This window comes from Sphingobacterium spiritivorum ATCC 33861, assembly GCF_000143765.1.
Classification (GTDB): domain Bacteria; phylum Bacteroidota; class Bacteroidia; order Sphingobacteriales; family Sphingobacteriaceae; genus Sphingobacterium; species Sphingobacterium spiritivorum.
In genome coordinates this window covers 1,077,504-1,090,355 of sequence record NZ_GL379770.1, presented here as the reverse complement: position 1 = coordinate 1,090,355, position 12,852 = coordinate 1,077,504, and the positions used below count along the sequence as shown (strand labels likewise).

General features: G+C 41.0%; 11 protein-coding genes and 1 riboswitch. Of the genes, 9 read left to right on the top strand and 2 right to left on the bottom strand.

All coding sequences use genetic code 11. From position 1 onward, the window contains the following. Positions 1-15 precede the first annotated feature (15 nt). Positions 16-369 carry a nuclear transport factor 2 family protein gene (locus HMPREF0766_RS04710; RefSeq protein ID WP_002994189.1) on the bottom strand — a complete coding sequence of 118 codons (354 nt, stop codon included), beginning with the start codon at positions 367-369 and terminating at the stop codon, positions 16-18. 59 nt (positions 370-428) lie between these two features. Continuing rightward, on the bottom strand, positions 429-2,210 hold the full coding sequence (locus HMPREF0766_RS04705) for an ABC transporter ATP-binding protein (protein ID WP_002994186.1): 1,782 nt from the start codon (positions 2,208-2,210) through the stop codon (positions 429-431). Positions 2,211-2,405: 195 nt separating this feature from the next. Here HMPREF0766_RS04705 and mazG point away from each other — a divergent pair, with 195 nt between their 5' ends. The 9 genes from mazG to HMPREF0766_RS04660 all read left to right on the top strand — a co-directional run bounded on the left by mazG (position 2,406) and on the right by HMPREF0766_RS04660 (position 12,838). Beyond that, positions 2,406-3,212, top strand: coding sequence for a nucleoside triphosphate pyrophosphohydrolase (gene mazG / locus HMPREF0766_RS04700; protein ID WP_002994183.1), 807 nt, complete (start codon positions 2,406-2,408; stop codon positions 3,210-3,212). 58 nt (positions 3,213-3,270) lie between these two features. Further along, positions 3,271-3,365, top strand: a riboswitch (TPP riboswitch). 64 nt (positions 3,366-3,429) lie between these two features. Then, positions 3,430-3,633 (top strand): sulfur carrier protein ThiS, encoded by a 204-nt coding sequence (gene thiS / locus HMPREF0766_RS04695; protein ID WP_002994180.1) that lies wholly within the window; start codon positions 3,430-3,432, stop codon positions 3,631-3,633. 26 nt (positions 3,634-3,659) lie between these two features. After that, positions 3,660-5,477, top strand: a complete 1,818-nt coding sequence (gene thiC, locus HMPREF0766_RS04690) for a phosphomethylpyrimidine synthase ThiC (protein ID WP_002994178.1) — start codon at positions 3,660-3,662, stop codon at positions 5,475-5,477. A gap of 5 nt (positions 5,478-5,482) precedes the next feature. Then, a complete protein-coding gene (locus HMPREF0766_RS04685; protein ID WP_002994174.1) occupies positions 5,483-6,079 on the top strand; it encodes a thiamine phosphate synthase in 597 nt (198 codons plus the stop codon). Next, on the top strand, positions 6,069-6,698 hold the full coding sequence (locus HMPREF0766_RS04680; RefSeq protein WP_002994171.1) for a thiamine phosphate synthase: 630 nt from the start codon (positions 6,069-6,071) through the stop codon (positions 6,696-6,698). The genes HMPREF0766_RS04685 and HMPREF0766_RS04680 overlap by 11 nt, the downstream gene beginning before the upstream one ends. Next, positions 6,682-7,464, top strand: a complete 783-nt coding sequence (locus HMPREF0766_RS04675; RefSeq protein WP_002994168.1) for a thiazole synthase — start codon at positions 6,682-6,684, stop codon at positions 7,462-7,464. The genes HMPREF0766_RS04680 and HMPREF0766_RS04675 overlap by 17 nt, the downstream gene beginning before the upstream one ends. A gap of 11 nt (positions 7,465-7,475) precedes the next feature. After that, a complete protein-coding gene (thiH, locus tag HMPREF0766_RS04670; RefSeq protein WP_002994166.1) occupies positions 7,476-8,591 on the top strand; it encodes a 2-iminoacetate synthase ThiH in 1,116 nt (371 codons plus the stop codon). A 53-nt stretch (positions 8,592-8,644) separates the two neighbouring features. Next, complete coding sequence (locus HMPREF0766_RS04665) at positions 8,645-9,355, top strand: HesA/MoeB/ThiF family protein (RefSeq protein ID WP_002994164.1); 711 nt, start codon at positions 8,645-8,647, stop codon at positions 9,353-9,355. A 426-nt stretch (positions 9,356-9,781) separates the two neighbouring features. After that, positions 9,782-12,838 carry a SusC/RagA family TonB-linked outer membrane protein gene (locus HMPREF0766_RS04660; RefSeq protein WP_002994162.1) on the top strand — a complete coding sequence of 1,019 codons (3,057 nt, stop codon included), beginning with the start codon at positions 9,782-9,784 and terminating at the stop codon, positions 12,836-12,838. Positions 12,839-12,852: the final 14 nt, after the last annotated feature.

The following is a 12,852-nucleotide window of genomic DNA, read 5'->3' as shown; positions in this document are numbered from 1 at the left end:
TAAAGATTTTTCACCCTATTTTTCTGTGAGAGTATACGTTCGGATTACATGCAAGTGGTCCAGATCATCAAAGTCATAAACCGTACAGATCTGCCTTACCTTCTCTCCCGTTTCTTCATTACCAAAAGCTACTTTCGCCTGAATAACGACATTATTATCATCCTCAATAACATTAATGATATCCAAAGTAACCTGACCTGTGGTATCTGATGCCTTCAGCTCCTCACTGTAAGCTACTAAAGCAGCTTTTCCTTTTAACACTTCCTTTTCGCTGATATGCCATTCGACATAATCTGACAAATGAGGAAGGACGCGATCAAAATCAAGAGACGAAAATGATTCAGCTATTTCTCTATGTGATGGTATCATAAGTATATTACTTTATTTATTCCGAACAGTTCATTCTGTTCTCCGTATTACATAACAATCTATTCCCGTATAGAGTTTGTTATTTTATCGATATTCAGACTATTTGCCATCGCCATAAAGATTTTATAATACGTTCCCTTCAGCTCATATAATTTCTCATGTGTACCGTCTTCCATGACCTGTCCCTTCTCCATCACGATTATGTGAGAAGCATCTATAATCTGCGAGATACTATGAGATACAATAATCACCGTACGCCCCACCTTGATAGCATCCAGACTGTTTTTTATCTGTTCAGTAGCAATAGCATCCAGATTTGCCGTCGGCTCATCCAGAAAAATAATCGGGGGATTTTTGAGAAAGAGACGCGCAATAGCTATCCTTTGCTGCTGACCTCCGGACATCAGATGAGCTTCAGACTCATATCCGTCAGGCAATTCCAGTATCTGATCATGAATATATGCCTGTTTTGCAGCATATACCACTTCTTCCATAGTCGCATCAGGTTTACCATAGCGGATATTCTCCGCAACCGATCCTTTAAAAATATGATTGCGTTGCAAGACCAGACCAATATTCTCACGCAGAAAAGCGGTATCATATTCAGCCAGATCCACACCATCCAGTAAAATCTGACCTGAAGATGGCTCATAAAATTTATCCATCAGATTGATAACCGTACTTTTCCCGGCGCCGCTCAATCCGACAAGAGCTGTAATATCATTCGGACGGATAGTCATATGTATATTTTTCAACGCTTTTGTTCCATTAGGGTATTCAAATGATACATCTTTAAGTTCTATCAAACCTTGAATACGTGCAGGACGATATTTGCCGGACTGCTCAATCTCTTCATCAGATTCCAGAATTTCAAAGAAACTTTCCGAATAGATCAATGCATCATTTACCTCATCATAAATACGATGCAACTGTCTGATCGGCGCAGACACATTATTAAACAACAGCACATGAAACATAATGGCCCCAAGGGTCATCTGTCCCTCTAATACAAAATAAGCCGTCAGAATAATAACAATCACGATTCCGATCTGCTCTATAAAACTCTTGATACTATCAAACAAAAAGCTCGTTTTTCGGGTTGCCATCTGATTTTCTGTCATTTCATACTGAATCTTTTCATGACGCTCTGCTTCCAGTCGCTCTCTGACAAACGACTTGATAACATTAATGGAATCTATAAGGTTGATAATCTGATTACTCTTATTCTCCCGGTATCTGCGCATATTACGCCGAAAACCACTCAACCGGTTTGCCTGTACCTGACTTACGTAAAAATAAATCGGCACGATCAATAGCCCTACCAGTCCGACATAGAAATTAGCAGCAAACATACAGGCAAGAGCCACGATAGCATTTGCGAATAAAGGTAATATATCAATAAAGAAATTCTGAACCAGACGTGTCAGACTGCTGATTCCCGAATCTATCCGTGTCTGCAACTTCCCAGATTCATTTTTGGAAGAAGTATAAAAGGCCATACGGTAGCTGAGTATCTTCTCCACAATCAATTGTGCAAAATCTCTTGCAATATAGATCCTCAACTTTTCACCATAAAATTTTTGTCCGAACTGCACGCAGGAATAAATTATTTCCTTTAGTAATAAAATAATTGAAATAACAGTCAGCAGATAAAGACCTTTGGATAAAGACTGTTTAGCGACCAGCAGATTACTGATAGAGTCTACTGTATACTTAAGAATGAAAGCATTGACCTGCGCCGCAAAAGAACCTATAACAGTCAGTATGAGTGTATAAATAATAAGATTTTTATACGGTTTGGCAAATGGCGTAATCTTTTTTAACAAATTAGAAATGGTCATACAGAATATTCAATGTGTAATAACGGGAACAAACTTCGGGAAATATGGCGTTGTAAACATTGACAATTATCAAAAAAAAACACCTTCATAATAACTTTCCATAACGCATATTTGTTTGTATAATTCGTTTAAAATTCTACAATCATTACTGCTCTCCCCAACAATATCCGTAACTTTAGCCTATATTTTTAGTCTATGGCACATATTCCTCCTGCTCCGCAACACAGTCCTGCTACGGCCTTCCAACGTTTACTCGATGTCCTGTATACTTTAAGGGTTGAATGCCCCTGGGATAAGAAACAGACAATGGAATCTCTGAGACACCTTACCATTGAAGAAATGTACGAACTTACTGATGCTATTCTGGATGAAGATTATCCCGAAATCAAAAAGGAATTGGGAGATGTCATGATGCATCTCGTATTCTATGCCCGTATAGCAGAAGAACAAAACAGGTTTACACTGGTGGATGTACTCAATGCCGTCTGTGACAAATTGATTAACCGCCATCCGCATATCTATGGAGATACAAACGTAGAAGATGACGAGCAGGTGAAATCTAACTGGGAAGCGATCAAATTAAAAGAAGGTAATACATCGGTACTCTCTGGTGTACCCAAGGGATTGCCTGCATTGGTAAAAGCGTATCGTATACAGGATAAAGTGAGAGGTGTGGGATTTGACTGGGAGGATAAAAAACAAGTCTGGGAAAAAGTTGAGGAAGAACTGGCCGAATTTAAAGCGGAATTTAACATCGATAACGGAGAACCCATTGATGCTGAAAAAGCCGAAGGCGAATTCGGAGATTTACTATTTTCACTGATCAATTATGCCCGCCACGTGGGTATCAATCCGGAAAATGCCTTGGAACGGACAAACAAAAAATTCATAAAACGCTTTACATACCTGGAAGAAAAAGCGTCCGAAAACAACCAGAAACTGCAGGAAATGTCCTTAGCAGAAATGGATGTCTACTGGAACGAAGCTAAAAAACTCAACTAATTATTAAAACTTAAAATATGCATATGGATTTTTTTATCTGATAAAAATCCATATGTTTGTAATACTTTAGGGGTGTCTGCGAAAGCAGGCTGAGAATTACCCTTTGAACCTGATCTAGTTCATACTAGCGTAGGGAAAAGTAGATGACTGACCTGTGTACCTGTACACACCGTAGCCATTCCTAAAGTATAAATTTATCATTTAAAACTTTAGGAATATGAACTTTACCCTCAATGGTCAGACCAAACCTCTTCTATCTTCACTTACATTAAAGCAATTGCTGGATCAGGAAATTCCGTATAAGCAGACTGGTATTGCTGTAGCTATCAATGATCAGGTCATCCCAAAAGATCAATGGACCGGTCATGCTATTCTATCCAATGACAACATTCTCATCTTCACTGCCGCTCAGGGAGGTTAATTAATCACCGTATCATTCCACAAAACATGAAAGATCAACACAGCATCTCAGCCACTCCCTTTCCTAATTCCGAAAAGGTATTTGTAGAAGGTCAGCTCCATCCTGTAAAGGTAGCCATGCGCCGTATAAACTTAAGTGATACCAAACTCGCTAACGGACGTGTACAGCATAATCCTCCGATTACTATTTACGACACTTCGGGTCCATATACCGATGTAAATGCAGTGATAGACGTCCGTAAAGGCTTGCCCCGAATACGTGAACAATGGATACTGGACAGACAGGATGTAGAAATACTGTCCGGAATAAGTTCAGAGTACGGTATCCGCAGAAAACAAGATCCTAAACTCGATTCACTGCGCTTTGAATACGCTCATCAGCCAAAAAAAGCAATAAACAACAAAAATGTAACACAACTGCATTATGCCCGTAAAGGGATAATCACTGCCGAAATGGAATATGTAGCCATTCGTGAAAATCAAAAAATCGAACAGTTACAACAAGCTACAGCAGGTATGGAACATCAGCACAAGGGATATTCATTCGGAGCCAATACACCTGCAGGAAAGATTACACCCGAATTTGTCCGTGACGAGATTGCGGCGGGCAGAGCCATTATCCCCAATAATATCAATCACCCCGAAAGTGAACCTATGATCATCGGGAGAAATTTTTTGGTTAAGATTAATGCCAATATAGGCAACAGCGTAGTCACCTCCAGTATCGAAGAAGAAGTTGAGAAAGCAGTATGGGCATGCCGGTGGGGAGCAGATACAATAATGGATCTTTCAACAGGACAGAATATCCATGAAACACGGGAATGGATTATACGCAATTCACCTGTACCTATTGGTACTGTGCCGATTTATCAGGCCCTGGAAAAAGTAAACGGTATAGCCGAAAACCTTACATGGGAAATTTTTCGGGATACCCTTATCGAACAGGCCGAACAAGGCGTATCTTACTTTACCATACATGCCGGTGTACTGCTCCGCTACATACACCTCACCGCCAGAAGGGTCACCGGAATCGTATCCCGCGGAGGGTCAATTATGGCTAAGTGGTGTCTTTTCCATCATAAGGAAAATTTTTTATACACCCATTTTGAAAAAATCTGCGAAATTATGAAAGCCTATGATGTGGCGTTCTCCCTTGGAGACGGATTACGCCCGGGTGCAATAGCAGATGCTAATGATGCGGCACAGTTTGCCGAACTCGAGACCCTGGGTGAACTAACACATATCGCCTGGAAACATGATGTACAAGTCATGATCGAAGGTCCGGGACATGTCCCTATGCACCTTATCAAAGAAAACATGGACAAGCAATTGCAGGAATGCCAAGAAGCACCTTTCTACACGCTTGGACCGCTTACAACAGATATCGCACCGGGATATGATCATATCACATCCGCTATCGGGGCAGCGATGATAGGATGGTTTGGCTGTGCCATGCTATGTTATGTGACGCCCAAGGAACATCTGGGACTGCCGAATAAAAAAGACGTCAAAGACGGCGTCATTACCTACAAACTCGCTGCACATGCTGCCGATCTGGCGAAAGGCCATCCGGGAGCACAGTACAGAGATAACGCACTGAGTAAGGCGCGTTTTGAATTTCGCTGGGAAGATCAGTTTAATCTTTCTCTGGATCCGGATACCGCAAGAGAATTTCATGATGAAACACTTCCGGCAGACGGAGCTAAAGTTGCTCATTTCTGCTCAATGTGCGGACCTAAATTCTGTTCCATGAAAATTACACAGGAAATCCGGGAAGCGACAGAACAGGGACTGCTGGAGAAATCACAGGAATTTATCGATAACGGCAAACAACTTTATCTCTGAAAAATATGATTATAATATCACCGGATACCATTACTCCGCAGCATATCAAACTCATACACGCGATTCCATGGTCTGATGCACTGCTATATCATCTTCGTTTGCCATCGGCAGCAAAAGATGATATAACCCCTATACTGGAAGATATAGATAAACATCTCTATCCGTTCATTGTATTACATTATCATAAAGAAACTGCGTTAAAGGCAGGAATAAGAAGGTTTCATCTTTCAGGGGATAGGATAAAAGATATAGAACAATCACAGACAGACCTCATTCTGTCCGCATCTACACACCAGATCAATGAGTTCAACAGTCTGGATACACGTATCTCCTATGCCTTTATCAGTCCCGTATATCCAAGTATTTCAAAAGTAGGATATCAGGCAACTGCAGACTTCAAAAGTCACAATATACAGCACAGAACCAACTTCAACTGCAGAATGATTGCCTTAGGCGGCATTACAGAATACAATATATCCGAATTAAAAGCAATGGGATACGATGACATCGCTCTGTGTGGTTATATCTGGAAACATCCTGATCCTCTGTTTGCTGCAGATAAATGCCTTTCTATTTCTCAAACGACATCATATGTACAGTAGATTACAATATATTTCTACCGGAAATACGGTAAATGAACAACTCAATAATATCAGAAAAGTCCTGGAAAATAAAGGCGACTGGATACAGCTACGCTGGAAAAATGCACCCAAAACCGCATTGATAGATCTTGCTTTTCAGGTTGGTGAATTAAAAGAAAAATTCGACTTTACCTATATTATCAATGACCATGTTTCCGTAGCCTACAAGGTCAACAGTGACGGCGTACATTTGGGACTGACAGATCTTTCTATACAACAAGCCCGTAATTTTCTCGGAGCCGGAAAAATTATCGGCGGCACAGCCAATACAGTAGAACATGTACGTCAGCGTATTGCTGAAAACTGTGACTATATAGGTCTTGGTCCACTACGATTCACTTCCTCCAAGCAGAATCTAAGCCCGGTTCTTGGCTATGAAGGATATCAAAACATTATACAGGAGATACAAAAGGAAGATCAGCATCACCCTCCTATCTATGCTATCGGAGGTGTAAAGCAGGAGGATATTCTTCAACTGCAGCATATCGGTATCTACGGTGTGGCAGTCTCTTCCTTGCTGACTCAGTCCGTCAGCACGCAATCAATCATTCAACACATCAATCATGAATTTTATGGATAATCTTACTATTGCCAACCGCAGCTTTCATTCTCGTTTATTTGTTGGAACAGGAAAATTCGGTTCGGGAGAATTACTGGAAAAGGCGGTGTCAGCCTCCGAAAGCGAGTTAGTAACTGTTGCACTGAAACGTATCAATACCAATGACGAACAGGATCACCTTATCCGCCATTTACAGCATCCTCATATCCACTTATTACCCAATACCTCCGGGGCACGCACGGCAAAAGAAGCCGTATTAGCCGCACAACTTGCCCGTGAAGCCTTAGAAACCAACTGGGTCAAACTGGAAATTCATCCGGATCCCAAATATCTGTTACCTGATCCTATAGAAACACTCAAAGCTGCCGAAGAACTGGTGCAACTGGGATTCATTGTCATGCCTTATATACATGCCGATCCCGTACTTTGCAAACGGCTGGAAGATGTAGGCACACAGACTGTCATGCCTTTGGGATCACCAATCGGCAGCAATAAGGGACTCCGGACCATTGATTTCCTGGAAATCATCATCGAACAAAGCTCCGTACCGGTAATTATAGATGCAGGTATAGGTGCTCCCTCTGATGCAGCCAAAGCGATGGAACTAGGTGCCGCTGCAGTGCTCGTGAATACCGCAATTGCCGCAGCTGATGACCCTATGGCCATGGCCTCTGCCTTCAAACTTGCTGTACAGGCCGGAAGAACAGCTTATCTGGCCAAACTTCCTCCCGTGACACAACAAAGCTATGCTTCTAGCCCCTTCACCTCCTTTCTGCAAGAGACCTAGTATCAAAAGCCATGACAACGCAATTTAAAGAGATTTTCGATCAATACGACTGGGACAAAATTAAGGAAAAGATCTACGCAACCAGTGAACAACAGGTAAAGCACGTATTAGCCAAATCCAAAAGAAACCTGCAGGACTTCTTAACTCTCCTTTCTCCTGCAGCAGCCCCCTTTCTGGAGGAAATGGCTGCACAGTGCCACTATCTTACAAAAAAGAGATTTGGTAAAACCATTCAATTGTACGCTCCGCTCTACCTTAGCAATGAATGCAACAATATCTGTACCTACTGCGGATTTAGCATGGATAATAAGATCAGAAGAAAAACGCTTAATGATGAGGAAATGATTCGCGAGGTGTTGTTTCTCAAAAAGAAAGGGTTTGACCATGTATTGCTGGTTACCGGCGAAGCCAATTATACAGTTAATTTACTATACTTTCTGAATGCGATGGACCAGATCAGGTCTTATTTTTCTAACATTTCCATTGAAGTTCAACCTCTTACGCTACGGGAGTATCAACTCCTGCAGCAGGCAGGAGTATATGCTGTACTTGTATATCAGGAAACATATCATAAAGAAGTTTACAAAACCTACCACCCGAAAGGCAAAAAATCCAATTTTGATTTCAGACTGGATACTCCGGACAGAATCGGTCAGGCAGGTATACACAAAATAGGGCTTGGTGTCTTGTTAGGCCTGGAAGACTGGCGTGTAGACAGTTTTTTTAACGCCCTCCATATTGACTACCTGCAAAAAACCTATTGGCAAACCAGGTATTCGGTATCATTTCCGCGCTTGCGCCCTGCATCCGGTATCGGTGAACCCAATTTTCATATGGACGACCGGGATCTGGTGCAGTTAATTTGTGCATACCGCCTCTGGAATGAAGATCTCGAAATTTCTATTTCCACAAGAGAAAGTGAAAACTTCCGAAATCACATTATTCCTCTGGGAGTCACGACTATGAGCGCTGAGTCTAAAACAAATCCCGGAGGATATACAGTCGATCCGCAATCTCTGGAACAGTTTGAAATATCGGATGAAAGACCTGTGTCTGATATAGCACAGCTTATCAGATCCAAAGGTTATGAAGCTGTATGGAAGGATTGGGATTCTGTATTTTCATAATACCATTTGCTCAGATAACTTAAACAGATTATACTACTTTTAAACATACTCAAATGCTCCCCAGAGAAGAAATACTACGCTACAAGAAACATATTATGCTTCCGGAAATCGGAATAGAGGGTCAGGAAAAAATACGAAACGCTCGGATATTGGTAGTCGGATCAGGAGGTCTGGGATCACCTATACTCTCCTACCTGACAGGTGCCGGAGTAGGTACCATCGGAATTATTGATTTCGACCGGATTGAAAAAGACAATCTGCACCGTCAGATTCTTTTTACGGAAAGTGATCTCAAAAAAGATAAAGTAACAACAGCTATCCTCAAACTGCAGCAACATAACTCAGGAATTCAGTTTATCGCGCATAACCTAAAATTAGATTCTTCAAATGCTTCTCAAATTTTTGAAGCATATGATCTGATTATTGATGGCAGTGATAATTTTGCCACACGTTATCTTAGTAATGATACCTGTGTATCAATTGGAAAGCCCCTTATTTTTGGAAGCGTATTGAATTTTCAGGGACAAGTCGCTGTATTCAACCACAAGGGTTCGAAAAACCTGAGAGATCTGTTTCCGGTACCCCCTCCTGCAGAAGATGTACCCAATTGTGATGAAAACGGAGTAATAGGCACACTTCCGGGTATTATCGGTTGCATGATGGCACAGGAAGCATTAAAATTAATAACAGGATTACCCACTCTTCACAACGAATTTGTACTATTTGATACACTGCAGTTACAGATGCGCAAACTACGCTTTTAACCTCCGTTCTGAATAATCCTTATTCAAAAAAAGCATATTCCAATTACATATTTCTTAACCCATAAAGTGCAATTTATTTCGCTATTCATAAATAATACCGAAATAAGTTGCACACTTTCTTTGTTCAAATAAAATACCAGAATTAAAACACAAAACTCTGTAAAACAAATAATTAAATTAAAAAATGAGCTGATTTCAAATTTTATAGAATAGGATAGAAAACAAAACAAGAATAAACAATTTCCGCTAAATAAAAAATTAATTACTTAAAAATCAGATATTTACAAAAACAAAATAAATAATTACATCCAAAAACAAATTTTTATTTCTAAAATCAAGTATAATTAACCAAATTTACATTAAACAATAAAAAATGCGCTACTTTGCGTGTTTTAAAACGAACTAACAATTTTAACACATTCGATTATGAAGAAATCAGCATTACTTCTATTAAGTACGTTTCTGCTTCTGGCCCAGGCTATAGCGCAGCAAATAACTGTCTCAGGAAAAGTTACGTCAGGCGGAACTCCGGTGGCCGGAGTATCGGTCAGTGTGAAAAACACAAAAGAAGCCACCCTAACCAATCAACAAGGGGATTATTCTGTCAAAGCAAAGCAAGGTGATGTATTAATATTTTCACATATCGGCTATGTCAGACAGGAACAAACGGTCGGCACTTCAACAAATATACCTGTTCAGCTACAATCGGATGCCGTTGGACTGGATGAAGTTATCGTAACGGGTACTTCACAAGGAACGACTCGAAAACAATTGGGTAGCTATGTAAGCTCAGTAAAGGGCGATGATCTGAATAAAGCTCCAAGCGGAAATGTACTGGCTTCCTTACAAGGCAAGACAGCCGGTGCGCAGATTAGTCAGAACTCCGGAGACCCGGCCGGAGGAATCAGTGTAAGATTACGCGGAATCAGTTCTGTCAATTCTTCTTCTGAGCCCCTTTACATCATCGATGGTGTCATTGTTAGTAATAATACAACAAGAGTAACAAATACTTCCGCCAACTATGACGGAGGTAACTTTGTAGGTAGTATCGGACAAAACAGAATGGTAGACATCAATCCGGCAGATATAGAGCGTATCGAAGTATTAAATGGTGCTGCAGCCGCTGCTATATACGGATCCAGAGCCAATGCCGGTGTCATCCAGATTTTCACCAAAAGAGGTGCAAGCGGAGCTCCGCAAATTAATTTCGGAACCAGTCTGACCCTAGGTCATTTACGTAAACAGGTAGAAGTAAATGAATCGCCTGTGAAATTCGGTGGTTCACCCAATGTATTTACACAGGATGTAATTGCTACGCCGTTGCAAACGACTACTACTCCTGTCCAACGCTACAATTATCAGGACTACATCTTTCGTTCTTCCACAGGAACTGATAATACCCTTTCGATTTCAGGTGGAAATGACAACACCAAATATTATACTTCTGCAGGATACTTCTCCAATCAGGGAATTATCAGAAACACGAATTTCAGAAGATATAATTTCAGAACAAATTTAGACCAGAAACTAACAGACTGGGCTAAATTTAGTGCGGGATTGAATTATGTTAAGAGTTCTGCCAATGAAAAACCAGATGGCAACTCCTTCTTTTCACCTATGAACTCGGTGACAATCCTTGGTAATTTCCATGATATATTTGCCCGTAATGAAAATGGCAATTTAATGGCTGTCGGTGAACGCGGACGTGTCAATCCTGTTTCAGTTATTGAAGATATCAAGCAAAGACAAGAAACAGATCGTATAATTGCGAATGCCAACCTGAAACTAACTCCCGTGAAAAATCTGACTCTGGATTTCACAATGGGTGTAGACAATTCGGCTCAGAACGGAACTACTTATATTCCACCGTTTGCATATAATGTAAACCCGGACTTCTTTGGCGGGGGAGCTTCACTAGACGGAACACTAAATGGATATGCAAGTACAGCAAACAATAATGCTTTTCAGTTTAACAACGAACTGAATGCCACATATGAAGCCAAAATATCTGATATTCTATCATCCACAACACAGGTAGGCTACTCCTATCAATATGAAAAGAGTAAGTATGCACTGATCAGTGGCCGGGGACTTGCTCCGCTCATCGAAACTGTAAATGCAGCTTCAACTCCGCTTCCGGGAATAGACGGACGCACAGAATTATCGGTCAGTGGTGGATATATTCAGCAAAATTTCAAATACAGAGATCACCTCTTTGTAACCGGAGCCTTACGGATTGACCAGTCGTCCGTATTCGGAAAAGATTTCCGTACACAGAAATATTTGAAAGGTAGTGTAAGTTATGTACTGTCTTCTACTGAATACTGGAAAAAATTAGGCGTATCATCCTGGTGGGATACTTTCAAAATACGCGGAGCATACGGCGAATCCGGCAACCTGACAGGGATCGGCGCTTATGCAAGATTCAATGCCTACGAGACGCAGTCTTTCCTAGGCAGAGCTTCTTTATTCTCCAGTGCGACACTGGCAAATGAAAACGTTAAACCTGAGCGTCAGCGTGAACTTGAATTGGGTACAGATCTATCCTTTTTCAAAAATCGCTTAGGTCTGCAATTCAACTGGTACAACAAGAAAGTAGATGATCTTTTACTGGCCAGCGTCATTGCTCCTTCAGTAGGGTTTTCCAATTTACTGGATAACATAGGTTCACTCCGTAATAAAGGTATAGAAGTCGTTTTGAACGGAACACCTGTAAAAGGAGAAAAATGGAACTGGAATACTTCCTTTATCTATAGCCGCAATAGAAATGAGGCTTTGGATGTAGGTGGTCTCAGATTATTCAGCACCAACTCCGGAGCTCCCGTATCCATTATAAACGGACAACCTATTGGGGTATTCTACGGAACATTCTTCGCCCGCAATCCGGACGGTAGTTTATTGACCAATGCAGCAGGTATCCCGATGATCGAACGTGGTATTCAGAATTCGGCAACTACATTTACACCACAGCGTGATGCAAACGGAATGCCTACAGGCACTACACTGCGTAAAGTGCTGGGTAACCCAAATCCGGATTACACCTTTTCTTTTGTCAATGATATCAGTTATAAAAAATTAAGCCTTCATGTACAACTTGATGCCGTAAGAGGAGGAGATGTATGGAATGCAGACTGGAGAACCCGTCAAGGTGTAGGAAATGGAAAAGTAGCTGAGCAGGAACAGAAAGGTGAGTTACCACGTGGTTATGTTTCCGGAGTATACGCTATCGAAGAATGGCGTATTGACAACGGATCATTCGTCAAATTAAGAGAAGTATCACTAAGCTATAATGTAGGAAAAGTAAAATACATTAAGGATCTGACCATCAATGTCAGCGGACGGAACCTGATCTCATGGGATAATTATAAAGGATATGATCCTGAACTTAACGCCGGAGGACAATCCACTATTCTGCGAAACATTGATTTCGGAGCTGTGCCTATTCCACGTACATTTAGCATAGGCTTATTGACTAAATTCTAATTTATTTTAACGAA